The organism is Streptomyces sp. NPDC048507, assembly GCF_043199995.1.
Taxonomy (GTDB): Bacteria; Actinomycetota; Actinomycetes; order Streptomycetales; family Streptomycetaceae; genus Streptomyces.
On sequence record NZ_JBICWZ010000006.1, the window covers coordinates 99,444 to 121,365 of the forward strand.

The window sequence follows — 21,922 nt, forward strand, 5'->3', positions numbered from 1 at the left end:
TCAGCCCTCCCGTCCGGACGCTCCGGCGGCGGCCGGCTGCGTACCCTCGGCCGCCCCGGTGGACCCGGTGTCCCCGGCGGGCGCGGCGGGCGCGGCCGGTTCGGCGGCGGCATCTGCCACGGCGGCGGGGGCGCAGGCGCGCTGCACCCCGCGGACCACGCTGTGGTAGCCGGTGCAGCGGCACAGGTTGCCGGTGAGCCACTCGCGGATCTCGGGCTCGGTGGGGGCCGCGCCAGCGGCGGCGTTCCCGGCGAGCGCGTTCTCGACGAACTCGCCCAGCGCCATGACCATGCCCGGGGTGCAGAACCCGCACTGGGTGCCGTGCTCCTGGCGCAGGGCCTCCTGGAGGCCGGTCAGCTCGCCGCCCCGGGCCGTGACCCCCTCGATGGTGGTGACCTCGGCGCCCGCGGCCGCGGCGGTGAGGATCAGGCAGCTCTTGACGGAGCGGCCGTCCAGGCGGACCACGCAGGTCCCGCACTGGCCGGTGTCGCAGCCGACCTTGGTACCGGTCAGTCCGAGTCCGTCGCGGAGCCTTTCCACGAGGAGTTCGCTCGGCCGGGCCGAGAATTCCTCGGGTCTTCCGTTCACGTTCAGGGTCAGATCCATGCGAGCGCCTGCGCTTCCGTGAGCGGCCGGTTGAAAAGGGGACCGCCGGGCTGCTGGAGAATTCCTCCGGAGTGCAGCGGGCCGGTGTCGACGGGCACGAATCCGAGGTCCGTGATGATTCCCGCCACGATTTCCTTCGCCTTCGCGTCGTCGCCCGCCGTGAAATGGGCGAGGCGGCGCTCCGGCTCCCGCCCGGAGGCGCGGCCGGCGACGGCGAGGGTTTCGAAGTGCATGGTGTTCAGGGATTTCACGACGCGGGCGCCGGGATACCACTCGGCGACGAGTTCGCTGGAACCGCGCCCGCCCGGGCCGGCCGCGGCGCCGGGTCCGCCGAAGGCGTTGGTGGCGTCCACGAGCACCTTGTCCTGCACGACGTGCGGGGGCAGCAGCCCGCGCACGGTGTCGAACGGCACCATCAGCACCAGCAGGTCGGCCTGGCCGGCCGCCTCCACCGGTCCCGCGGCCGCGGCGCCGGGTCCGAGCTCGGCCAGCAGGGGGCCGAGGGAGCGCGGTCCGCGCGCGTTGGCGAGGACCACCTGGTGGCCCGCGGCCACCAGGATCCGGGCGAGGACCGAGCCGATCCGTCCGGTGCCGATGATGCCTGTCCGCATGGGGGCTCCTCAGTCCATGCCGATCCAGACCGACTTGGTCTGGGTGTAGCTCTCCAGGGATTCCGGTCCGCACTCGCGCCCGTAGCCGGAGGCCTTGTAGCCGCCGTAGGGCACGGAGGGGTCGTACTGGTTGTAGCAATTGACCCAGACCGTGCCCGCCTTGATCTGCGAGGCGACCCGGTGGGCCCGGCGCAGGTCCTTGGTGTGGACCCCGGCGGCGAGGCCGTACGCGCTGTCGTTGGCGATGCGCACGGCGTCCTCCTCGGTGTCGAAGGGGATGATCGACAGGACGGGTCCGAAGATCTCCTCCTGGGCGATCCGCATCCCGTTGTCGACGCCGGTGAAGACGGTGGGCAGGAAGTACAGGCCCTGGCTGGAGGCTCCTTCGGGGGTCCAGCCGGTCCCTCCGGTGCGCAGCAGCGCGCCCTCCTTCTCGCCGACCTCGATGTAGGAGCTGACCTTGTCGAACTGGCCCCGGTGGGCGAGCGGTCCGAAGAGGGTGGCCGGGTCGCGCGGGTCCCCGGGCCGCAGGGCGGCGGCCCGGGCGACGAGGCGTTCGACCATCTCGTCGTGGACGGGGCGGTGCAGCAGGAGGCGGGACCCGGCGGTGCAGATCTCGCCCTTGTTGTAGTAGATGCCGAAGAAGGCGAGTTCCTCGGCGGCGTCGAGGTCGGCGTCGGCGAAGACGATGTTGGCGGACTTGCCGCCGAGTTCCATCGTGACCTTCTTCAGGGTGCCGGCGGACTTGCGGATGATGGACTGGCCGACGGCGGTGGAGCCGGTGAAGGCGATCTTGTCGATGCCGGGGTGGTCGGTGAGGGTCTCCCCCAGTTCCACGCCGGGGCCGGTGATGACGTTCAGCACCCCGTCGGGGATCTCCGCCTCCTGGAAGAGTTCGGCGATCTTCAGGGCGGTGAGGGGGGTGGCCGGGGACGGCTTGTGGACGACCGTGTTCCCCGCCGCCAGCGCCGGGGCGATCTTCGTCATCGACAGCAGCAGCGGGAAGTTGAAGGGGGTGATGGCGCAGACCACGCCCAGCGGCTCGCGCAGGGTGTAGGCGAGCTGCCCGCCGGCCGGGGCCCGCGAGGAGCCGTCGACCCGGGTGACCGCGCCCGCGTAGTAGTGCATCAGCTGGGCGGCCATGGGTGCGTCGACGGTGCTGGAGAAGGCGTACGGCTTGCCCATGTCCACCGTCTCCAGCAGCGCGATCTCCTCCAGGTCCCGCTCGATCAGCTCGCCGACGCGGTTGAGCCGCAGCGCGCGCTCCTGGGCCGACAGCCGGCTCCAGGGGCCTTCCTCGTACGCCGTGCGGGCCGCCGTGACGGCGGCGTCCGCGTCGGCCGCGGCGGCCTGGGCCACCGGGACGATCTCCCGTCCGTCGATCGGGCTGACGTCCGGTTCGGTCCGGCCGTCCCGGGCGGACACCCATCTGCCGCCGATGAACAGCTTCCCGGGGTTGGCCAGGGGTCGGTCGCCGAGCACGCGCTGGGTCATGGCTGCACCTTCCGGTGTCGCGGGGGCTAGCCCTCTTCGAGCTGCTTCAGGAACGTCTCGGCGAGGGCCTTGGAGGAGTACGGGTTCTGGCCGGTGGTGAGCCTGCGGTCCACCACCACGTGCGAGTCCCAGATCGCTTCGGCCTTCTCGTAGCGGGCGCCGAGCCGGGTGAGTTCGGCCTCCAGGATCAGCGGGAGCCGGCCGGCCATGTTGGTGACCAGTTCCTCGCTGTGCGAGAAGGCGGTCATCCGGTAGCCCTCGAACGGCCAGTTCCCCTCGCCGTCGCGCAGCGCCAGCAGTGCGGTGTGGCCGTGGCAGACGGTGGCGAGCGGCTTGTCCTGGGCCAGCGCCCAGCGCAGCACCTGCGCCAGTTCGTCGGACTTGGGGAGGTCGCCGATGGCTCCGTGGCCGCCGCTGATGTAGATGCCGTCGTAGCCGGCGACGTCCTTCTCGCCCAGGTCCTCCAGGGCGAGGGGGCGCTGGAGCTGGGGCGTGGATCCGATGACGCGGACGTACTCGGCGGCGTTGGCCGCGTCCTCGTCCGGGGAGCCCTCGGGCCGGACCCAGCGCAGGAAGCCGGGGTCGATGCTGGTCCGGTCGACGGTGGGGGCGCGGCCGCCGACCGTCGCCAGGTCCACGGTGTGGCCGGCGTCCCGGAAGAGGAGATAGGGAACGACGAATTCCTCGGCCCAGAATCCCGAGGGGTGCTGTTCCCCGTCCAGCAGATGGAGCGTGGCCTTTGCCGTCATGACGACGAGAATCTTCATGATTCTCTCCTTGTTCCTGGATTCGCAGCCGATTCAACACGCCCCCTGTCAGGGGCGTAAGGGGTGGACGTCAGGCCCGTGATACTTCGTCACGTGCGTCCAACGCCGCCAGGATCGCGTGGAATTCACCGACCAGCGGATGGCCGGGCAGGGCCTGCGCGAATATGCGTTCCCCGTACAGGGCCGCCATTTCCGGCACGTACGGGAGAATTCCGGCCAGCGGGGCTCCGTAGACCTCCTCGGCCCGGCGGCGCACCGCGTCCCGGTCGACGCCCTCGGGTGCCATGCTCAGCACCAGGGCCCGCCGGCAGGCCAGCCGCCCGGCCAGGGCGACGGTCTCCTCGACCCCGGAGAGGTCGACGCGGTCCGCCCGCGCCATGATCAGGACGACGTCGGCGCTGCCCATGGCGGTCACCGACTCGTTGTTGAGCCCCGCGTGCGTGTCGAGCAGCAGTACGTCGAGCATGAACCGCTGGGCGAGCCGGTCGAAGCCCTCCGGCAGCAGCCCCACGTCGTACCCGGTGGTCATCAGCTCCCGCAGGGCCGCCGTCCCCGACCGGGCGGGTACGACGTACAGCCCGGGCAGGGCGGTCCGGCGGGCCGCGGCCTCGATCTCGCAGCGGCCGAGCAGGTAGTCGGCGAGCGAGCCCGGGCCCGGTCCGAGTCCGAACAGCAGGTCCAGGGTGGGCGACTGGAGGTCGGTGTCGACCGCCCCCACCCGCGCTCCCCCGGTCGCCAGCAGCACGGCCAGGTTGGCGAGCACCGAGGACTTCCCGGTGCCGCCGCGGTGCGAGTGCACCACGATCGTCCGGGTCATCAGGCGACCACCCGGTAGCCGGCGCCGTCCCCGTGCGGCCCCCGCGCCGCACGGGGCCGGTGCAGGGCCAGCATGGTGACGTCGTCGTGCTGTTCGGCGGTCCCGGTGTGCTCGCGCACCGCCAGGTCCATCCGGTCCACGACGTCCCGCCCGCTCGCCGGGGGACCGGCGAGCAGTTCCAGCATCCGTTCGTCCCCGAGGAAGCTGCCTTCGGGGCAGCGCGCCTCGGGCACTCCGTCGGTGAACGCGAAGAGCGTGTCGCCCGGGTCGAGCTGGGCGTACCCGAGGGTGTAGACGCAGTCGGGCAGGACTCCGACGGCCGGTCCCGTCACCTCCAGCGGCCGGGGCACGGCGCCGTCCCCGGAGAGCACCAGGGGCGGGTTGTGGCCGCCGTTGATGTAGACGAGGCTGCCGGTGAGCGGGTCCAGGACGCCGAAGAACAGGGTGGCGAAGTAGCCCTGCCGCAGGTGGTTGCGGGTGAGGTAGCCGTTGGTGGCGGTGACCGCGTTGAGCAGCGGGGTCGCGCCGACGACCGGGGTGCGGCGGCTGCCGCCGGGGCGGGCGGCCGCCATCAGGTGCTGCAGTCCGCTGTTCTCGGCGGTGTGGCGCAGCAGGGAGCGGATGAGGGCCATGAAGAGGGCGGCGCCCACGCCCTTGTCGCAGACGTCGGCGACGACGACGGCCAGGCGCCGGCCCCGGGAGAGTTCGAAGACGTCGTAGAAGTCCCCGGCGACCTGGCGGGCCGGGCGGAAGCGCACGTCGATCTCCCAGCCCGCCGGGACGGGCAGGGATTCGGGCAGGAAGCCGGCCTGGATCTCCCGGCCGATCTCCAGTTCCTTCTCGTAGCCCATGAGTTCGGCGCGGGCGTCGGCCTCGCGCAGGGTGCGGCCGAGTCCGGCGCGCTCCGTGCAGCTGTGCAGCCGGGCTCCGACGAGGGCGGGCAGGAAGGGCGGTACGAGGTAGTCGTGGCCCAGGCGCACGTGCCGCTCCAGGGCCGCGAACTCCGTGACGGTCCAGACGACCACGACGGGGGCTCCGGCCCAGCGGCGCAGCCGGCGCACGGCGGTCCGTACGGCCACCCCGTCGGCCTCGGCCGGGGCGAGCAGCACGTCCGCGGCGGGCAGCGACTCCAGCCGCCCGACGAGCAGTTCGGACAACGTGCGCGTGACGAGTTCCGCGTCCATCAGCCGGAGCGCTTCGAGCAGTCCGGCCGGTGGCGGAGGGTACACGTCCAGGATGATCACGATCGTGGAGGGCATGCGTCCGTCCCCTCGGCTCTCACCGTCAGCGTGCTGATGTTGCGGCCGTCCCGGTAGGCGTACGCGTACGCGTCCACGCTGGTCAGGGCCAGGTGGATGCCGAGGCCGCCGACCCTGCGCCGTTCCGGGGGGACCCCGGGATCGCAGGGCAACCGGCCCTCGACGGGGTCGAACGCCGGGGCGGAGTCCTCGATGACGATCCGCACCCCGTCGGGACCGGAGCGGCCGCGGACGGTGATCCGCCCGTCGCCGCCCCGGTACCCGTGCATGACGATGTTGGTGGCCAGCTCGTCCACCGCGAGCCGGATCCGGTACGCGGCCCCCTTGCCGAGGCCCGCCCGGCCGGCCAGCAGCAGGACGAAGGCGGCGATCTCGCCCAGTGCCCCCAGCGTCGCGGGCACCTCCAGTGCGGCGGGCGTGCTCGCCACTTCGACCGTCTCGCTCACCGCGCGGCCGGCCGTCGCTCAGCCGTCGGCGAGCTGGATGCTGCGGTCGAGTCCGGCCGTGCGGATCGTCCGCGAGACGGGCTCGATGGCTCCGACCACCTTGATGGTGACCCCGGTGGCCACCTTCTGCTGGGCGAAGACCAGCGAGCGGAGCCCGGCGCTGGCCATGTATCCGACGCCGGCCATCCGGATCTCGACGGTGGTGGTGCCGTGCCCGGCGGCCTTCTCGATGGTGCGGTGGAAGTCCGGCGCGGTCTCGGCGTCGAGCTCGCCCGTCAGTTCGATCACGGTGGTGTCGCCCTCGATGCTCAGGGACACGGAAAGCGGCATGTCAGGTCTCCTTCGGTCGGGGCGTCTCAGTCGCCTCGCGGATCGGGGTCGTTCGCGCGGCCCACCAGGATCACCACCGACCGCGGGCCGATCAGGTACTTCCCGGCGTTGTCCAGCTCCTGTTCCGTCCCCGGGGTCCGGATGTCGTGCGGCGCCTCGGCGCCGGTGTCCGCGAACAGGTGCCAGCTGCGGCCGCCGGGCAGCGCGGGCAGTTCGAGGTCGTGCGCCTCCCAGTGGGAGTTCATCGCCACGTAGACCACGTCCTCGTCACCGGCCCCGCAGCGGGCCACCGCCAGCAGCCTGCTCTCCGGCGACCAGTCGGGCTGCCAGGCCCGCTCCCCGTGCCAGCTGATGTCCGGCAGGCCCAGGCCGTCGCGCAGCCGGCCGGTGGGGTGGCAGGTGGAGCGCAGCTCGCGGTGCCGTCCCCGGAAGGCGATCAGCTGCCGGGTGAACCGCAGCAGTTCGGTGTTGTCCCCGACCTGGTCCCAGTCGAACCAGGACAGCTCGTTGTCCTGGCAGTAGGTGTTGTTGTTGCCCGCTTGCGTCCGCGCGACCTCGTCCCCGGACAGCAGCATCGGGATGCCCTGGCTGGTGAAGAGGATCGCGAGGGCGTTCTTCATCTGCCGCAGCCGCAGCGCGTTGACCCCGGCGTCCTCGGTCGGCCCCTCGGCGCCGCAGTTCCAGCTGGCGTTGTCGTTGCCGCCGTCGTTGTTGCCCTCGCCGTTGGCCTCGTTGTGCTTGTCGTTGTAGGAGACCAGGTCGGCCAGGGTGAAGCCGTCGTGCGCCGTCAGGAAGTTGACCGAGGCCGAGGTCCCGCGGGTGGAGTAGAGGTCGGGCGAGCCCGCGATCCGGGTGGCGAGCTCCCCGGTGACCCCGGGGTCGCCCTTGAGGAAGCTGCGCACCGTGTCGCGGTACTTGCCGTTCCACTCGGCCCAGCGGCCGTAGGCCGGGAAGTTGCCGACCTCGTAGAGGCCGCCCGCGTCCCAGGCCTCGGCGATGAGCTTGGTGTGCCGCAGGACCGGGTCGAAGGCGAGCAGTTCCAGCAGCGGCGGGTTGGGCAGCGGGGTGCCGTCCGCGGACCGGCCGAGGATGGCCGCGAGGTCGAAGCGGAAGCCGTCGACGTGGTAGTCGGCGACCCAGTGGCGCAGGCAGTCCAGCACGTAGTTGCGCACGACGGGGTGGTTGCAGTTGACGGTGTTGCCCGTGCCGCTGAAGTTGAAGTAGTATCCCTCGGGCGTGAGCATGTAGTAGGTGGCGTTGTCCAGGCCCTTGAAGGAGATGGTCGGGCCCAGCTCGTTGCCCTCGGCGGTGTGGTTGAAGACGACGTCGAGGATGACCTCGATGCCGGCCGCGTGCAGGTCCTTGATCAGCGTGCGGAACTCGTCGCCCTGCATCCCGTAGCGGCCGGTGGCCGCGTAGCCGGCCTTGGGCGCGAAGAACGAGACGGTGTTGTAGCCCCAGTAGTCGAAGAGCCGCTCCCCCGTCTCCGGGTTGCTGCGCGGGTTGTCGCTCTCGTCGAACTCGAACACCGGCAGCAGCTCGATGCAGTTGATCCCGAGTTCCTTCAGGTACGGGATCTTCTCGCGCAGCCCCGCGAAGGTGCCGGGGGCGGTGACCCCCGAGGAGGGGTGGCGGGTGAAGCCCCGTACGTGCGCCTCGTAGACGACGAGGTCCTCGGCGGGGATCCGCAGCGGGGTGTCGTCGCCCCAGTCGAAGTCCTGGAGGCAGACCCGCGAGCGGTACTGGTAGCCGCGGCCGCGGTCCGGCTCCACGCCCCACACGTCCCGGCCGGCGATCAGGCGGGCGTACGGGTCGGAGAGCACCTGGCGGGCGTCGAAGCGGTGGCCGGAGGCCGGGTCGAAGGGGCCGTCGGCCCGGTAGCCGTACTCGATGTTCTCGTGGTCGAGGCCGAAGACCGTCATGGCGAAGACGCTGCCGGTGCGGAACTCCTCGGGGAACTCCAGCTCGGCCATCGGCTCGGGCTCGCCGCGCTTGAAGATGACCAGGGTCATGGAGGTGGCCTGGTCGGAGAAGACGGAGAAGCTGACCCCGCCGGGGACCACGTTGGCCCCGAACGGGAACGGCTTGCCGGCCCGGACCCGGTACCCGCCCACCTCGTGGGTCGGGTACGCGTCCACCCGCAGCACCTGCTCGGAGGTGGTCCCGCTCATCGCGCGGCCTTCGCCCTGGCGGCCGCGGCCTCGCCGGTCTGGAAGAAGTCGAGGAAGCCGGTGGCCGACATGACGAACCGGACTTCCTCGCTCACCCCGTACAGGGTCACCGCGACGCCGGCGTGCTGCGCCTCGCGGTAGACGACGAGCAGGGTGCGCAGGCCCGCGCTGGAGACGTAGGTGACGGCGGTGAGGTCGATGCGCAGCGGCCGGCCCTCGCGGACCAGCGGCAGGAGTGCCTGGAGCAGGGCACCGGAGGTCTCGCTGTTGATCTCGCCGGTGGCGACGAGCACGGTGCCCGACTTGTTCCGGCGTTCCTTGACGGTCAGAGTCATTGGTTTCCCCTCTCGTTGGGGCGCCCCCCGTTGAGCGCTACTTCCGGTTCACCGGCCGCAGCCGGACCTTGACCTTCACCCGGCCCTGGACGTCGGGGAGGTGCACGGTCAGCTCGTCGGCGTCGAACTCCTCGTACGGCTTCTCGTCGATCTCCACGGACGCGATCCGCACCGAGCCCGGGGGCAGCAGGTCGGGCGAGACCCGCAGGACGCGGTCGGGCAGTCCGGCCGGGTCGGGCTGGAAGTGGAAGTCCATCTCCCGGCCGCCGATGAGCAGGTTGTTGTAGACGGCGGCCAGGAAGCAGAGCTCCGCCGAGTGGTACATCGACATCGAGTGGCTGCCCTTGAGCCGCTCCGTGCCCAGCAGGTAGGGCGTACCGCTGGCGAGCACGTTGAAGTAGACGGCTCCCTCGTCGTGGTCGAGGAAGAAGGTGTTGTAGAAGGCCTGCGCCTGCCGGGCCTCGCGCAGGTTCGCCTCGCCGCCGAGCGTGCCGCCCAGGATGAGGTAGGCGAGGATCGCCTGCTCCTGCTGCCACCAGGCCTTGCGGTCGTGCCAGGCGAAACGATACGTCTCCTCGTCCCCGTGCTTGACCCGTTCCACCACGTCGTACCAGCCGCCCCGCTGGACGTCGCTGCCGACCGGCGGCATGATCTCGCCGATCCTCCGGGCGAGCTCCTCGTAGGCCGGCTTGGGCTTCAGCGAGTTCATCCGCATCAGGTTCCAGGCGATCTTCAGGTTGTGCCCGACGACCGCGCGGTTCTGCTGCCAGCTGTGCGCGGTGTCGTGCGACCAGTCGCGGAAGAAGCGTTCCTGGACGAAGGGGCTGTTCTCGTAGTCCGGGAACCGCTCCGCGATCGTGTCGAAGGTGTACTCCAGGAAGTCGGCGTACTTCTGGTCGCCCGTCGCCAGGTACAGGTTGATCAGGTACGCGGGCGCGTGGTCGCCGACCGAGTTCCAGTTCTTGCGCTCGGCGTTCTCGCCCAGCGACTCGTGGTCGGGGCTGAAGAGGATCGGGTCGACGTGGGAGTAGTAGCCGCCCTGCTCCGGGTCCAGGAAGAACTTGTCGAACAGCCGGATGGTGGCGTCCGCGTCGTTCTTGATCCGGACGTCACCGGTGATCCGGTAGGTCTGGATGGGGCCGGCCAGCGCGTAGATCTGCTCGTACATCGGGATCGCGTCGTAGTCGTCGGAGAACTCCGAGGTGAAGAGCTTGCGCTCGCTGTCCCCGTCGACGCTGATGCCGTGGTACCAGAAGACCACGTCCTCCTCGCTGTCCACGACCCGCATGTGCTTGCGCAGGTACTCGGTGCCGCGCTCGGCGACCTCCAGGTACTCGTCCTTGCCGGTCAGCAGGTAGGCCGAGGCCATGCCGTAGACCAGGCGGGAGATCGTGTCGGTCTCCTGGACGTGGCTGGCGGTCTTGTCGCCGCCGAGACGGACCTCGGTGCGGTACTCGGTGAAGTCCACCGGCCCGTCGCCGAACTGCGCCCGCCGGTAGAAGTCGGCCAGCGACTCTATCTGCTTGACCCACCAGCTCGTCTCCTCGAAGCGGTAGTCCTCCGCGCCGCGGCCCAGGAACACCAGGCGCTTGGCGTCGAACCGGCCGCCGTGCTCCGGGTAGTGCACCCCGTAGACGTAGAGGAAGCGGCCCGGGGAGAGCATCTCGTCGATGTGCCCCGAGGCGTCCACGTACGGTTCGTCCAGGTTGCGCACCAGCTCGGCGCTCGGGTCCCCGGCGAGCGAGACCTCGAACTCCCGGTCGTCGGAGGTCTTCAGCCGCAGCAGCCGCGAGCCGGAGTCGAAGCGGACGACGTAGCCCGCGATCGTGTCGGAGAAGGAGAAGCCCAACGAGCCCGCCATGTCATGCACCGTCCTTGTCGTGTGAGCGGTCGTCCTCGAATCCCTGGCTGACCTCCACGACCACCCCGTCGGGATCGCGGACCCAGACGGTCCGCCAGCCGCAGATGAAGTCGTCGAAGTCCAGCGGGCCCAGCGTCACTTCGGCGGCGTCGCCCAGCTCCGCGAGGAACGCGTCGACGCTGTCGGTCTGGAAGGCCAGGTGCCGTACGCGGCCCGGGGCCGGCGGCCCGTCGCCACGCCCCGCGCGGGCCGGGGCGACGTCCGCCGCGAAGAGCTCCAGGTACGCGTCCCCCTTGCGCAGGAACACGATCCGGCTCTCCCCGAGGTCGACCACGCGGGCCCGGGCGAAACCGAAGTGGCGGGTGTAGAACTCCTCGGTGGTCTTCTGGTCGGCGCAGTTGAGCCCCACGTGCGACCAGACCATGGGGCCCGGCATCAGCCGGCCCCCCGGCCCCGCCCGGCGGCGACCAGTTCGATGATCCGACGGGCGAAGAGGTGGTGGTGGGCACCGGTACGGCCGGTGACCAGGTCCCCGTCGACCACCACGTCCTCGTCGACGTACTCGGCGCCCATGTTGCGGACGTCGCCGATGAGGTTGTTGTGGCAGACCACCTTGCGGCCGCGCACCTTCCCCGGGATCGAGGAGGCCAGCCACATGCCGTGGCAGATGATCCCCTTGAGGACGGTCGGCTCCTCGAAGGCCCGGCGCAGCAGCTCCGTCGCCGGGGCCAGTACGTCCACGTCCTCCGTGTAGCGCAGCCGGTCGGCCACCATGCCGGAGGGCACGATGAGGGCGGAGTAGCGGCGCAGCTCCTCGTCGCCGAGGCCCTCCAGGGACCGGTCGGCGGTGAAGGGCGCCCGGTACTCGTGCCCGGTGAAGGTGATGGAGTCGTTGCCCCACAGCCGGGTCAGGAAGTCGACCTCGGCACCCTCCTCCGCGAACCGGCGCTGGTAGTAGAAGATCTCGGGCTCGTAGAAGTCGCTCTCGACCAGGACCGCGATCCGGGTCCCGGTGAGCGCGCCGTCGCGCAGGACCGCGTCAGGCACGGGAGGCCCCCCTGTTCCGGCCGGCGATGAAGTCCGCCGCACGCTCGGCGATCATCGCGATGGCGGTGTGGCAGTTGCCCGACGGGACGGCGGGCATCACGCTGGCGTCGACGACGCGCAGGTTCCGTACGCCGTGCACCCGCAGCTCGGGGTCGACCACCGCGAGGTCGTCGACGCCCATGCGGCAGGAGCCGGCCTGGTGGTGGTAGCTCTCCGCCTTCCGGCGGACCCAGGCGCGCAGTTCCTCGTCGCCCGCCGTGCCCGGTCCCGGCGTGAGCTCCTGCTTGTACCAGGGCGAGAAGGCCGAGGTGGCGAAGAGCTCGCGGGCCGTCCTGACGCCCTGCACCATCCGTTCCAGGTCCCACCGGTCGCCCAGGTAGTTCGGGTGGATCAGCGGGTGGGCCAGCGGATCGGCGCTCGCCAGCCGGATCCAGCCGCGCGAGACGGGGCGCACGACCCCGGGCAGGATGGAGACGGTGTTCGGGTGGTCCTGGCCGACGATCACGTCGAACGGGACGTGGACGAAGGCGATCTGCAGGTCGGGGGCCGGCAGGCCGGGCCGCGAGGACAGGAACAGAGCGCTCTCGGAGAGGTTCTGCGCCGGGGCCGGCAGCTCCTGGGTGACCTCGGCCATCAGCCCGGCCAGGACGTGGTTGTGGAAGTTCTCCCCGACCCCGGGCAGGGCCGCGGTGAGCCCGATGCCGTGTTCGCGCAGCTGCTCGGGCCGCCCGATCCCGGAGAGCAGCAACAGCTTCGGCGATTCGATCGCCCCCGCCGCCACGATCACCTCGCGCCGGGCCCGTACGGTGTGCGTCCCCGGGGCCGCGCCCCGGCTGTGCCCGTCGTGCACGGTCCGGCCCGCGAAGTCCTGCGGCGGCCGCTGCTGCACGTACTCGACGCCGGTGCAGGCGTCGCCGTCGAACAGCAGCCGGGTGCTCTGGGCCCCGGTGCGCAGGGTCAGGTTGGGCCGGCCCAGGGCGGGCTCCAGATAGGCGGCCAGGACGCCCTGCCGGCGGCCGTCGGCGACGTCGATGTGGTGCCAGCCGGTGCCGAACAGGCCCCGCCCGGGGCCGTCGGTGTTGAAGTCGGCGATCTCCCGGTGGCCCAGCTCGACGGCCGCGTCGATGAAGGCGCGGGAGACCGGGTTGGGGTGGTGGCGGCCCGCGTGGGTGATCCGCTGCGGGCCCTCGGTGCCGGTGGTGGGCGCGGTGGCGTCCTCCTGGGCCTCCAGCAGGGCGAAGTAGGGGAGCACGTCCTCGTACGCCCAGCCCGCGGCGCCCTGGTACGCCCAGTTGTCGAAGTCCGAGGCGTGCCCGCGGACGTGCATCATGATGTAGAGGTTGCTGCTGCCGCCGGGGGCCTTCCCGCGCGGTTCGTACGTGCGCCGTCCGCCCAGCCCCGGCTGCGGGACGCTGGTGTAGCCCCAGTCCACGGGCCCGCCCAGCAGCTTGTACCAGGAGGACGGGTCGTCCACCTCGGGCGGGATGCGGGAGCCGCCCGCCTCCAGGACGAGGACGGAGACGTCCGGGTCCTCGGAGAGCCGGCCGGCCAGGACGCTTCCGGCGGTGCCGGAACCGACGATCACGTAGTCGTACTGCTCTGTGGTCACGGTGCCCCTCCTCCCCTCAGCCCTGGCCGAGCACCTGGAAGGGGACGGTGTCGTGGTGGTTCGCCATGTAGGCGATGCGTCCGTCCACGATCCGGAAGAAGTTCATGACCTCGGCCTCGATGGCCTCGCCGGAGGGACTGACGGCGGTGATGTGGGAGACGGCCGCGGCCTTCTCCCCGTCGACGAGGAAGTGCACGGGCTCGTTGCGGAAGGACCGGTACATGGCCCCCATGCCCTTCATCATCGAGCGCAGGGTCTCCAGGCCCTCGACGTGTCCGGCCAGCTGCTCGTCCATGACCTGGTCTTCGGCGAACAGGTCGCACCAACGGTCCCAGTCACCGGCGTTGGCGTACTCGTAGTACTTCCGAAGGACTTCGATGAGGCTCTCTCGGGCGTCGTCCGTCGCGCTCACTGCAGTCATCCCCCTATCGGTCCCTGCGGGTTCCGTCCGGCGCGAAGGGCGCCCAGAACTGGCTGAAGGCGGCGGCCGTGTCGCCGAAGAGCCCGTCGCGGCCCTCCACGATCCGGCCGTCCCGCCAGCGCATGAAGTGGAAGACCGGGTAGTCCATCCGCTCGTACGGGGTGGTGCCCGCCGGGTCGGCGCCCTCGCGCAGGGCGACGTTGCGGCACACGTCGGCGCTGCAGTCCTCGCCGACCAGCACCGCCTCCAGGTCCATCCGGAAGGTGCCGCCCGTGAGCTTGTGGGTGCGGCCCATCAGCTCCAGGAAGGCGTCCAGGCTCTCGTGCCAGCCGGCCAGCGGGTGGTTGCCCGGGACCAGCCAGCGCAGGTCCTCGGCGTAGTACTCCAGGATCCGTTCGCGGTCGCCGGAGCCGAGGGCCCGGTAGGCCGCCTCGACCCGTTCGCGCGTCACTTCGGTCATGGTCGCCGCCTTCTCAGAGCGCGCCGGAACCGGGCATCGGCGCCAGCTCGTTGACGGTGTACTGCTGGATCAGGGGCCCGTCCGGGCCGGCCACCAGCGTCCAGGTCTGGTCGGCGTCGAAGCCGAGCCACTGGCTGCGCGCGGCCGGCGGGTCCCAGATCTTGGCCTGCCAGTTGACGAGGACCCGCACGATCGCCCGGTCGCCCTCGATGACGGGCTCCACCTTGGTGACCGTGTGGACCTCGTCGAAGAACCGGCCGGTCACGGCGGCGTACCAGCGGCCGAAGCCCTGGTGTCCGAGGAAGGTGTCCTCGGGGACCTTGAACTCCAGGTCCTCGGTGATGAGGGCGAGCACCCGGTCCAGCGGGAGGTGCCGGTCCAGGGCCACGTACCAGTTCTCGGTGAAGGTGCGGATCGCGTCCTCGGTCAGCCGCTCGGCGGGCATGCGGTCTCCTCCTGTCCGTCGGTGTGTGGGCGCTGCTCAGATCTGGATGTCGACGAGGTAGGGGCCGGGGTGCGCGAGCATCCGCGCCACGGCCGCCACCGCCTCGTCGGGCTTCTCCACGCGGGTGCCGTCGGCGCCCAGCGCCCTGGCCAGGCCGGCGAAGTCGATCTCGGGGCGGCCGAGGTCGAAGGAGCCCGGGAAGGGGTGCGCGGCGATGTCCCGCTCGCGCCAGTACTGGGCGATGTTGTCGTCGAGGAGCCGGTACTTGCGGTTGTTGCAGACCACGAACTTGGCGTCGATCCCGTGCCGGACCGCCGTCCACAGCGCCTGGTAGGTGTACATCGACCCGCCGTCGCCCGCGAAGCCGACGACGAGCCGCTCCGGGTGGGCGAGCTTCGCGCCGACCGCCCCGGGGAAGCCGACGCCCAGGGACCCGCCCCGGGTGAGGTGGTAGTCGCCCGGCCGCTCCGGCGGCAGGTACCGGGTCACCAGGGGCGAGGTGGTCAGCGCCTCGTCGAAGACGATCAGGTCCCGCCCGGTGCGCTCGGCCAGCGTCCGCAGGAAGACGGCCATCGGCGTGCCGTCGTCGTCCACCGCCGCGGCGGCGTCCGCGCGGGCCCGCTCCCGGGTCCGTACGTCGAGCCGGGCCGCGGCCGCCGCCCGGCGCTGCGGGGTCAGCCGCTGCTCCAGTACGCCGGCCAGCGCGCGCAGCGCGTGGCGCGGATCGGCGGCCAGCCCCAGGTCGACCGGGTGGTTCTTGGCGATCTCGTAGGCGTTGAGGTCGATGTGCACGACCTTCGCGCCCGGCCGGAAGGGGTCGTCCAGCTCGGGGAACACCTCCGGGAAGACGTAGGTGCCCACGATCAGCACCGCGTCCGCGGCGGCGACCAACTCCCTGCTGTGCGGGCCGAACATGTGGCCCGTCTGGCCGCGCCGCAGGGGGTGCGAGGCGGCGATGTTCACCTCGGAGGAGTCGACCTCGTACACGTCGGCGCCCAGCAGCTCGGCGACGGTGACGAGCTCGGCCTGCGCCCCGGACAGCGCCACCCCGTCCCCGACGAGGACGACCGGCCGGTCGGCGCCGGCCAGCAGCTCGGCGGCCCGGCCGACCGAGGCGGGCGAGGGCGCCACGTCCGTCAGCGGCACCGTGGCGGGCCGTACGGGCTCGGAGTTCGGTTCGTCGAGCACGTCCATGGGCAGGGCCACGAAGACGGGGCCGCGCGGCGGGGTGAGGGCGATCTTCACGGCCCGCCGGACGGTGCGCAGCACGGAGCGCGGGTCGGTGACCCGGGTCGCGTACTTGGTGACGGGCCTGGCCATGGCCACCAGGTCGCAGGCCATCTGGGCGTCCATGGCGTCGTAGCGGACCCCGGCGTCACCGGCGACCACGACGAGCGGGGTGTGGCCGCGCAGCGACTGGTAGAGCATGCCGATGCCGTTGCCCAGGCCCACGCCGGAGTGCAGCTGGAGCAGGGCGGCGCCGCCGGTGGCGCGGGCGTAGCCGTCGGCGATGCCCGCGGCCACCGTCTCCTGGAGCGCGAGGACGTATCGGAAGTCCGCCGCCGCGTCCACCGCGTCGAGGAATCCCTGTTCCACCGTTCCGGGATTTCCGAACATCACCGTCAGGCCGTCGGCCTTGAACTGCTCGATGAGCCTTTCCCGGCCGGGAGTGGCTTCCGCGTTCACGGTATTCCCCCTCTTCTCCCGCGGATCGCGGAATTACCAGCCGTAGCGGGTGAGTCCCTCTTCCAGGACTTCCACGATCTTCTGCCCCGTGAGATAGGAATCGGGGGTGGAACGTCCGGTGACGAAGGGGAAGTCGACGATGACGGAGACCGGCTTCCCGAAATTGCCGTGATAGGCGCCGCGCGGTCCCGTCGCATCGCGCAGGATGTATTCCAGCGGGTACGGCGGCGGGCCCATGTTGAAGTCGGTGCCGAGGAATCCGGTGCCGTCCTTGTAGTCGTACTCCTTGCAGTGACCGGTGACGTGCTTGCCCCACAGGATGCTCCTGCGGTCGTCCCAGTCCCGGGCGAAGGCCAGGCAGGCGACCCCGTAGCACTCGGCGGCCACCACCTTGCCCGCCTTCCGGAAGGCCAGGATCAGGGCGTGCACCCGTTCGTTGTTGGCGAGGTCGGCGATCGGGCCGCTGCCGCCGACGATCAGGATCGCGTCGTAGTCCGCGATGGCGGCGTCCAGCCCGTCCAAGTCACGGTGGTACTGCTCCAGCTTGCGCAGGTAGCCCTCGTCGCTCGTGTAGGGGCGCTCGGGCACCCAGGCCTCGATGTCGAGCGGCGCGTCGAGCCGGCTCGACTGCTCGAACTCGCGGCCCAGCCGGGCGTTCTCCTCGGTGGTCACCGAGCGGCCCAGCGGGGGGTCGACGTAGTGCGCGTCGAGGCTCGGCGGAAGTGCGTGCGCACGCTTTCCGGTCGGCGTGGCGAATACGACCTCATATCCCCGCTCGTCGAACTTCGATACGGGACCGATCAGTTCCTCGGCCCAGTATCCGTGTTCGGAGACAATGACCAGAATCTTTCTGCTCACAGATTCCTCCTGGCGCCGCCTGTTGTCCTTGGCGTCCCCCACACTGCGTGCGGCCGGGGCCTGCGTCCAAGGGCGTGAATGCGACTTCGTGAGGTAGCGGGCAAGGTGGCCGGGGCACCTCACCTAGTCGTCCCGCGAGGTCATGAAGTACCCGCCGGACTTCCTGACTTCGGCCGGATCGATGAACCTTTCCCGGGTCCCCGACTTATGGTCTGGACGCGCCGGGCACCACGGGCGGGCCGGGGAGCACGAGTGCGCGAGGAGAGGGACGGGGACGATGACGAAAGACCTGTTGTGCACACACATCGACCGGATACGTCCGGTGCGGGCCACCACCGAGGGCTGCGAGGAGTGCCTCTTGTCCGGTGACGGCTGGGTGCACCTGAGGATGTGCCTGAGCTGCGGGCACGTCGGCTGCTGCGACTCGTCGAAGAACCGTCACGCCACACGGCACTACCGCACCACCGAGCACCCGATCGCGGCCTCGCACGAGCCCGGCGAGGACTGGGCCTGGTGCTACGCCGACCAGCTGATGCTGGATCCGGCGTGAACCCCCGCAAGGGCGCCGGCGCGCCCACGACCGCCGCGGCCCCCGCACCGGGCGCCGCCGCCGATCGCGCGGAGAGCCGCAAGCCCGTGATCCTGGCGGTGGACGACGACCCGCAGGTGCTGCGCGCCGTCCGCCGCGACCTGCGCAGCGCCTACGGCGACCGCTACCGGGTGCTCGGCGCCTCCTCGGCCGCCGACGCGCTCAAGATCCTGGACTCCCTCGACGAGCGAGGCCACGACCCCGCCCTCTTCCTCGTCGACCAGCGGATGCCGGACGTCACGGGCGTCGAGTTCCTCCTCGAAGCCGTCAGCCGCTTCCCGGACGCCCGCCGGGTCCTGCTCACGGCCTACGCGGAGACGGACGCGGCCATCACCGCCATCAACCGGGTCCGGCTGGACTACTACCTGCTCAAACCCTGGGACCCGCCCCACGAGCGGCTCTTCCCGGTCCTGGACGACCTGCTGTCCGACTGGCTGGCCACCTACCGGCCCGCCTACGACGGGATCATCGTCGCCGGTCACCTGGTCTCCCCCGGCACCCACGCGGTACGGGACTTCTTCACCCGCAACGGCCAGCCGTTCCGCTTCCTGAACGTCGAGCGGGACCCCGAGGCGCTGACCGTGATCGCCGCCGCGCAGGCCGACGCGGCGCTCCCGCTGGTGCGCTTCCCCGACGGCTCGGTGCTCTCCGCCCCGTCCGACACGGAACTCGCCCGGCGCCTGGGCCTGGCCACCACCGCCTCGCGCCCGCACTACGAGTGCGTCATCGTCGGCGCCGGTCCGGCCGGGCTCGCGGCCGGGGTGTACGCGGCCTCCGAGGGCCTGTCCACGCTGATGCTGGACTCGCGCGCGCCGGGCGGCCAGGCCGGCACCTCCAGCCTGATCGAGAACTACCTGGGCTTCCCCTCGGGCCTCTCCGGCGGCGACCTCACCCGCCGGGCCACCATCCAGGCCTCCCGCTTCGGCGCCGAGATCCTGCACCCGGTCGAGGTGCTCTCCCTGACCCGCGACGACCCGGCGAAGATCCTCACCCTGGCGGACGGTACGGAGATCAGCGCCGAGACGGTACTGCTGGCGACCGGGGTCTCGTACAACCGGCTCCAGGCTCCCGGAGCGGACCGCTTCGAGGGCGCGGGCCTGTACTACGGCGCGGCCACCACGGAGAGCTCGGCCTGCATCTCGCAGCACGTGTTCATCGTCGGCGGGGCCAATTCGGCCGGCCAGGCGGCGGTGCACTTCGCGAAGTACGCGGCCCGGGTGACGGTCCTGGTACGGGCGGCCTCCCTGGACGCGAGCATGTCCCGCTATCTGATCGACGAGATCGAACGCACGCCGAACGTCGAGGTCCGGGTCCGCACCACGGTGGTCGCGCTCGACGGTGACGAGCACCTGGAGCGGATCACCCTGCACGACGCGGACACCGGCGAGGACACCGAGACCCCGGCCCGCTTCATGTTCACCTTCATCGGTGCCCGCCCGCACACGGACTGGCTGGCCTCCGTGGTCGAGCGCGACGAGTACGGCTTCGTCCTCACCGGCTCCGACCTGATCTCCAACGGCGGCGAACTCCCGGCCGAGTGGAGCCTGGAGCGGGCCCCGTACCCCCTGGAGACCAGCGTCCCCGGGGTCTTCGCGGCGGGCGACGTACGGGCCCACTCGGTCAAGCGGGTCGCCTCGGGCGTCGGCGAGGGCGCGATGGCGGTGTCGCTGATCCACCGCTACCGCTCGATGGGCTGAGAGCGAACGCCCGGACCCTTGCGATCACGGGGAGAGCGGATGCAACGTTGATTACATGATTACAGCCGAACAGAGCGAGAAGCTCCGCACCTGGTTCGCCGAGCGCCTGCCGGTGGACGTCTACGAGTCCCTCGTCTCGGTCACCGTCGACCGGGAGGAGATCACCGTCGTCGGCACCGCCCCGGCGTCCGAGTCCGTCAAGGAGTTCCGCGAGCGCACCCGTGAGCAGCGCGTCGAGGTGGCCCGCGAGGCGGAGGAGCTCTACCGCCGCAAGGTCGCCTGGGGCGTGCGGTCGGGTGCGCAGACCACCCTCTTCACCCACCTCGCCGTCCCCGTCATGTCCCGGCTGCGCCAGTCGGAGCGCCAGGTGCTCGACACCCTGGTCGCCTCCGGGGTGGCCCGCAGCCGGGCCGACGCCCTCGCCTGGTGCGTGCGCCTGGTCGGTGAGAACACCGACGCCTGGCTCACCGAGCTGCGCGACTCCCTCGACCAGGTGCGCCAGGTGCGCGCCCAGGGCCCCGACATCCAGAAGTCTCGGCCCGAGTAGGGGAAAGCGTCACCGGGCACGCATGATCCCGGAAGGGTGGCCGGGACCACCTGATCCCAGGGAGAGGCACGCACATCATGACCACGACCGTCGAGTACATCCGCTACCGGATCGCCTCGCAGGACCAGCAGGCGTTCGAGGAGGCGTACGCGAGGGCCGCCGAGGCCCTGGCCGCCTCGCCCGAGTGCGTCGACTACGAGCTGGCCCGCTGCGAGGAGGAGAAGGAGCGCTACATCCTCCGCATCCGCTGGACCTCGATCGACGCCCACCTGAACGGCTTCCGCAAGGGTGAGCACTTCCCGGCGTTCTTCAGCGCGATCCGCCCGTACGTGGCCGCCATCGAGGAGATGCAGCACTACCTCGTGACCGCCGTGGCCGGTCCGGGAAAGGCCGCCGGTCAGTCATGAGCACGACGCCCACGATCTACGAGTGGATGGGCGGTGCGGAGGCCCTGCGGCGCCTCACCGACGTCTTCTACGGGTACGCCCTGCGCGACGAGATCCTGGCCCCGGTCTTCGCGGGCATGGACGCGGAGCACCCCCAGCACGTCGCGGTCTGGCTGTCGGAGGTCTTCGGCGGCCCGGCCGACTACACGGAGCACCACGGCGGCCACCGGCACATGGCCACCAAGCACCTGGGGCGCGGCATCACCGAGGAGCAGCGCCGCCGCTGGGTGGACCTGCTGCTGGACACGGCCGACGAGGTCGGTCTGCCGACGGACCCGGAGTTCCGGGCGGTGTTCGTCTACTACATCGAGTGGGGCACCCGGATGGCCCTGATCTACTCCGGCCCCAACCCGCCCCCGGTGGACGCGGCGAAGATCCCGGTCTGGTCCTGGGGCCAGACCCCTCCGTGGGTCCCGAAGGCCCCGGCGCCCGAGTAGCCGACGGTGGGGGCGGCGGCAGCCGTCCCCATCCGGCGTCCCGGGCCCTGCGGCCCTGCCTCCCGGCGATCCGGCCCGTTCAGTGCCGCCGGCGCGGCCCGCGGCCCGCGGTGCCGGGCGCCCGCCCCGCCTCCGGGCCGGGCCCGGCCAGCAGGACGGTCAGCGGCGCGGCGTCCGGCCGGCCGCGCCAGAAGTCCACCGCCTCCTCCAGGACCTCCCGCAGCGTCTCCCAGTCATCGGCCCGCTCGGCGGCGTAGCCCCGCCAGGAGGTCACGGCCAGCAGCCGGGCCGGCGCCCGCGGCAGCCACGACAGGTCGCTCAGCGCGTCCGCGAGGGCGTCCCAGTTCGCGCCGAACCACTCCGGTGCCTCGAGCGCCTCCGCGCAGCGCCGCATCAGCGCCGCCTTGCTCCGTACGCCGTCCAGGTCCAGCCGCAGGACGGCCGTGCCCGCCTCCTCGGCCGCGGCCAGCGCGGGGGCCAGGGGCCGCGGGTCCAGGCTCATCGCAGAACCGCCTTGAAGGTCTGGTAGTGGTCGTCCGTGTAGTAGAACTCCCCGCCCCCGCCCGTCACGATCCGCCGGGCCCCGCGGTCGCGTTCCCCCGGGGTGCGCACCGTGAACTCGTGGTAGTAGCCGCGCTTCTGCTTCGGCAGGACCTTCTCGAAGTTCCCGAAGACGGTCCCGTCCTGCCGGTACGCGTACGGCCCGCCCTTGTCGATGAGGGCGAGCACCTCGCGCGCCTGCTGCGGCAGCGCGCCGGCCCGTACGGTGGCCATCCCCGCGGCCCAGCCGGGGGCATCACGAACACCGCTGCTGGCACCGGTGGCGGCACCGGAGCTGGCGGCAGGCGGTGCCGGGGCGGACGTCCCGCCGCAGCCCGCCGCACCGGCCAGCGCGGCGCACAGGAACAGCGCGCCCAGCACACGCAGCAGCGATCGGGGCACGTTCCGGAAGATCATGCGCCGATCGTGCCAAATATCCGATT

At 71.5% G+C, this 21,922-nt stretch carries 26 protein-coding genes; 5 read left to right on the forward strand and 21 right to left on the reverse strand.

Going from position 1 to position 21,922, the window contains the following annotated elements; genetic code table 11:
- The 19 genes from ACGFXC_RS18385 to ACGFXC_RS18475 form a co-directional block, all read right to left on the reverse strand.
- Window positions 1–606, reverse strand: coding sequence for a (2Fe-2S)-binding protein (locus ACGFXC_RS18385; protein WP_393713961.1), 606 nt, complete (start codon window positions 604–606; stop codon window positions 1–3).
- The gene (locus ACGFXC_RS18390) at window positions 597–1,217 is read right to left on the reverse strand and encodes an NADPH-dependent F420 reductase (protein ID WP_393713963.1); all 621 of its coding nucleotides are present in this window, start codon (window positions 1,215–1,217) and stop codon (window positions 597–599) included. Before ACGFXC_RS18390 ends, ACGFXC_RS18385 begins: the two co-directional genes overlap by 10 nt.
- A gap of 9 nt (window positions 1,218–1,226) precedes the next feature.
- Window positions 1,227–2,711: an aldehyde dehydrogenase family protein gene (locus ACGFXC_RS18395; protein ID WP_393713965.1), complete on the reverse strand. Its 1,485-nt coding sequence runs from the start codon at window positions 2,709–2,711 to the stop codon at window positions 1,227–1,229.
- Window positions 2,712–2,737: 26 nt separating this feature from the next.
- Window positions 2,738–3,478 (reverse strand): type 1 glutamine amidotransferase domain-containing protein, encoded by a 741-nt coding sequence (locus tag ACGFXC_RS18400; protein ID WP_393713967.1) that lies wholly within the window; start codon window positions 3,476–3,478, stop codon window positions 2,738–2,740.
- 70 nt (window positions 3,479–3,548) lie between these two features.
- A complete protein-coding gene (locus tag ACGFXC_RS18405) occupies window positions 3,549–4,295 on the reverse strand; it encodes a MinD/ParA family protein (RefSeq protein WP_393713969.1) in 747 nt (248 codons plus the stop codon).
- Window positions 4,295–5,554, reverse strand: a complete 1,260-nt coding sequence (locus ACGFXC_RS18410) for a PP2C family protein-serine/threonine phosphatase (protein ID WP_393713971.1) — start codon at window positions 5,552–5,554, stop codon at window positions 4,295–4,297. Before ACGFXC_RS18410 ends, ACGFXC_RS18405 begins: the two co-directional genes overlap by 1 nt.
- Complete coding sequence (locus ACGFXC_RS18415) at window positions 5,536–6,000, reverse strand: ATP-binding protein (protein WP_393713973.1); 465 nt, start codon at window positions 5,998–6,000, stop codon at window positions 5,536–5,538. Before ACGFXC_RS18415 ends, ACGFXC_RS18410 begins: the two co-directional genes overlap by 19 nt.
- Window positions 6,001–6,018: 18 nt before the next feature.
- Window positions 6,019–6,330, reverse strand: coding sequence for an STAS domain-containing protein (locus tag ACGFXC_RS18420; protein ID WP_393713975.1), 312 nt, complete (start codon window positions 6,328–6,330; stop codon window positions 6,019–6,021).
- A gap of 26 nt (window positions 6,331–6,356) precedes the next feature.
- Entirely contained in the window at window positions 6,357–8,501 is a 2,145-nt protein-coding gene (gene glgX, locus ACGFXC_RS18425) for a glycogen debranching protein GlgX (RefSeq protein WP_393713977.1), read from the reverse strand.
- On the reverse strand, window positions 8,498–8,836 hold the full coding sequence (locus tag ACGFXC_RS18430; protein WP_393713979.1) for an STAS domain-containing protein: 339 nt from the start codon (window positions 8,834–8,836) through the stop codon (window positions 8,498–8,500). Before ACGFXC_RS18430 ends, glgX begins: the two co-directional genes overlap by 4 nt.
- Before the next feature lie 37 nt (window positions 8,837–8,873).
- Entirely contained in the window at window positions 8,874–10,697 is a 1,824-nt protein-coding gene (locus ACGFXC_RS18435) for an AGE family epimerase/isomerase (RefSeq protein ID WP_393713981.1), read from the reverse strand.
- Between the two features lies 1 nt (window position 10,698).
- Window positions 10,699–11,133: a VOC family protein gene (locus tag ACGFXC_RS18440; protein WP_393713982.1), complete on the reverse strand. Its 435-nt coding sequence runs from the start codon at window positions 11,131–11,133 to the stop codon at window positions 10,699–10,701.
- The gene (locus tag ACGFXC_RS18445) at window positions 11,133–11,744 is read right to left on the reverse strand and encodes a DJ-1/PfpI family protein (protein WP_393713984.1); all 612 of its coding nucleotides are present in this window, start codon (window positions 11,742–11,744) and stop codon (window positions 11,133–11,135) included. Before ACGFXC_RS18445 ends, ACGFXC_RS18440 begins: the two co-directional genes overlap by 1 nt.
- Window positions 11,737–13,353, reverse strand: coding sequence for a GMC family oxidoreductase (locus ACGFXC_RS18450; RefSeq protein ID WP_393713986.1), 1,617 nt, complete (start codon window positions 13,351–13,353; stop codon window positions 11,737–11,739). The genes ACGFXC_RS18445 and ACGFXC_RS18450 overlap by 8 nt, the downstream gene beginning before the upstream one ends.
- A 16-nt stretch (window positions 13,354–13,369) precedes the next feature.
- The gene (locus tag ACGFXC_RS18455) at window positions 13,370–13,774 is read right to left on the reverse strand and encodes a nuclear transport factor 2 family protein (RefSeq protein ID WP_393713988.1); all 405 of its coding nucleotides are present in this window, start codon (window positions 13,772–13,774) and stop codon (window positions 13,370–13,372) included.
- 4 nt (window positions 13,775–13,778) lie between these two features.
- Entirely contained in the window at window positions 13,779–14,234 is a 456-nt protein-coding gene (locus ACGFXC_RS18460) for a nuclear transport factor 2 family protein (protein ID WP_393713990.1), read from the reverse strand.
- A 13-nt stretch (window positions 14,235–14,247) separates the two neighbouring features.
- Window positions 14,248–14,679: a nuclear transport factor 2 family protein gene (locus tag ACGFXC_RS18465; protein ID WP_393713991.1), complete on the reverse strand. Its 432-nt coding sequence runs from the start codon at window positions 14,677–14,679 to the stop codon at window positions 14,248–14,250.
- Between the two features lie 36 nt (window positions 14,680–14,715).
- A complete protein-coding gene (locus ACGFXC_RS18470) occupies window positions 14,716–16,365 on the reverse strand; it encodes a thiamine pyrophosphate-binding protein (protein ID WP_393713992.1) in 1,650 nt (549 codons plus the stop codon).
- A gap of 33 nt (window positions 16,366–16,398) precedes the next feature.
- The gene (locus ACGFXC_RS18475) at window positions 16,399–17,223 is read right to left on the reverse strand and encodes a type 1 glutamine amidotransferase domain-containing protein (protein ID WP_393713993.1); all 825 of its coding nucleotides are present in this window, start codon (window positions 17,221–17,223) and stop codon (window positions 16,399–16,401) included.
- Window positions 17,224–17,500: 277 nt separating this feature from the next.
- Between ACGFXC_RS18475 and ACGFXC_RS18480 the strand changes: the two genes are divergently transcribed.
- From ACGFXC_RS18480 to ACGFXC_RS18500, 5 genes are all read left to right on the forward strand, one after another.
- Window positions 17,501–17,773, forward strand: coding sequence for a UBP-type zinc finger domain-containing protein (locus tag ACGFXC_RS18480; protein ID WP_393713995.1), 273 nt, complete (start codon window positions 17,501–17,503; stop codon window positions 17,771–17,773).
- A gap of 86 nt (window positions 17,774–17,859) precedes the next feature.
- On the forward strand, window positions 17,860–19,509 hold the full coding sequence (locus ACGFXC_RS18485) for an FAD-dependent oxidoreductase (protein WP_393714577.1): 1,650 nt from the start codon (window positions 17,860–17,862) through the stop codon (window positions 19,507–19,509).
- Window positions 19,510–19,564: 55 nt separating this feature from the next.
- Window positions 19,565–20,056, forward strand: a complete 492-nt coding sequence (locus ACGFXC_RS18490) for a hypothetical protein (protein ID WP_393713997.1) — start codon at window positions 19,565–19,567, stop codon at window positions 20,054–20,056.
- 77 nt (window positions 20,057–20,133) lie between these two features.
- Window positions 20,134–20,463: a putative quinol monooxygenase gene (locus ACGFXC_RS18495; protein ID WP_393713999.1), complete on the forward strand. Its 330-nt coding sequence runs from the start codon at window positions 20,134–20,136 to the stop codon at window positions 20,461–20,463.
- Window positions 20,460–20,939 (forward strand): group II truncated hemoglobin, encoded by a 480-nt coding sequence (locus ACGFXC_RS18500; RefSeq protein WP_393714001.1) that lies wholly within the window; start codon window positions 20,460–20,462, stop codon window positions 20,937–20,939. The genes ACGFXC_RS18495 and ACGFXC_RS18500 overlap by 4 nt, the downstream gene beginning before the upstream one ends.
- A 79-nt stretch (window positions 20,940–21,018) precedes the next feature.
- Here the strand turns inward: ACGFXC_RS18500 and ACGFXC_RS18505 are convergent, their stop codons facing one another.
- Complete coding sequence (locus tag ACGFXC_RS18505) at window positions 21,019–21,441, reverse strand: barstar family protein (protein ID WP_393714003.1); 423 nt, start codon at window positions 21,439–21,441, stop codon at window positions 21,019–21,021.
- Complete coding sequence (locus ACGFXC_RS18510; RefSeq protein WP_393714005.1) at window positions 21,438–21,896, reverse strand: ribonuclease domain-containing protein; 459 nt, start codon at window positions 21,894–21,896, stop codon at window positions 21,438–21,440. The genes ACGFXC_RS18505 and ACGFXC_RS18510 overlap by 4 nt, the downstream gene beginning before the upstream one ends.
- Window positions 21,897–21,922: the final 26 nt, after the last annotated feature.

What these genes read in the sequence shown, in the direction of transcription:
- glgX (WP_393713977.1), bottom strand. Translation starts at nt 8,501, where the DNA reads ATGAGCGGGACCACCTCCGAGCAGGTGCTGCGGGTGGACGCGTACCCG.
- ACGFXC_RS18435 (WP_393713981.1), bottom strand. Translation starts at nt 10,697, where the DNA reads ATGGCGGGCTCGTTGGGCTTCTCCTTCTCCGACACGATCGCGGGCTAC.
- ACGFXC_RS18420 (WP_393713975.1), bottom strand. Translation starts at nt 6,330, where the DNA reads ATGCCGCTTTCCGTGTCCCTGAGCATCGAGGGCGACACCACCGTGATC.
- ACGFXC_RS18510 (WP_393714005.1), bottom strand. Translation starts at nt 21,896, where the DNA reads ATGATCTTCCGGAACGTGCCCCGATCGCTGCTGCGTGTGCTGGGCGCG.
- ACGFXC_RS18440 (WP_393713982.1), bottom strand. Translation starts at nt 11,133, where the DNA reads ATGCCGGGCCCCATGGTCTGGTCGCACGTGGGGCTCAACTGCGCCGAC.
- ACGFXC_RS18410 (WP_393713971.1), bottom strand. Translation starts at nt 5,554, where the DNA reads ATGCCCTCCACGATCGTGATCATCCTGGACGTGTACCCTCCGCCACCG.
- ACGFXC_RS18390 (WP_393713963.1), bottom strand. Translation starts at nt 1,217, where the DNA reads ATGCGGACAGGCATCATCGGCACCGGACGGATCGGCTCGGTCCTCGCC.
- ACGFXC_RS18495 (WP_393713999.1), top strand. Translation starts at nt 20,134, where the DNA reads ATGACCACGACCGTCGAGTACATCCGCTACCGGATCGCCTCGCAGGAC.
- ACGFXC_RS18480 (WP_393713995.1), top strand. Translation starts at nt 17,501, where the DNA reads ATGACGAAAGACCTGTTGTGCACACACATCGACCGGATACGTCCGGTG.
- ACGFXC_RS18405 (WP_393713969.1), bottom strand. Translation starts at nt 4,295, where the DNA reads ATGACCCGGACGATCGTGGTGCACTCGCACCGCGGCGGCACCGGGAAG.
- ACGFXC_RS18395 (WP_393713965.1), bottom strand. Translation starts at nt 2,711, where the DNA reads ATGACCCAGCGCGTGCTCGGCGACCGACCCCTGGCCAACCCCGGGAAG.
- ACGFXC_RS18505 (WP_393714003.1), bottom strand. Translation starts at nt 21,441, where the DNA reads ATGAGCCTGGACCCGCGGCCCCTGGCCCCCGCGCTGGCCGCGGCCGAG.
- ACGFXC_RS18400 (WP_393713967.1), bottom strand. Translation starts at nt 3,478, where the DNA reads ATGAAGATTCTCGTCGTCATGACGGCAAAGGCCACGCTCCATCTGCTG.
- ACGFXC_RS18430 (WP_393713979.1), bottom strand. Translation starts at nt 8,836, where the DNA reads ATGACTCTGACCGTCAAGGAACGCCGGAACAAGTCGGGCACCGTGCTC.
- ACGFXC_RS18385 (WP_393713961.1), bottom strand. Translation starts at nt 606, where the DNA reads ATGGATCTGACCCTGAACGTGAACGGAAGACCCGAGGAATTCTCGGCC.
- ACGFXC_RS18460 (WP_393713990.1), bottom strand. Translation starts at nt 14,234, where the DNA reads ATGACCGAAGTGACGCGCGAACGGGTCGAGGCGGCCTACCGGGCCCTC.
- ACGFXC_RS18500 (WP_393714001.1), top strand. Translation starts at nt 20,460, where the DNA reads ATGAGCACGACGCCCACGATCTACGAGTGGATGGGCGGTGCGGAGGCC.
- ACGFXC_RS18455 (WP_393713988.1), bottom strand. Translation starts at nt 13,774, where the DNA reads ATGACTGCAGTGAGCGCGACGGACGACGCCCGAGAGAGCCTCATCGAA.
- ACGFXC_RS18465 (WP_393713991.1), bottom strand. Translation starts at nt 14,679, where the DNA reads ATGCCCGCCGAGCGGCTGACCGAGGACGCGATCCGCACCTTCACCGAG.
- ACGFXC_RS18490 (WP_393713997.1), top strand. Translation starts at nt 19,565, where the DNA reads ATGATTACAGCCGAACAGAGCGAGAAGCTCCGCACCTGGTTCGCCGAG.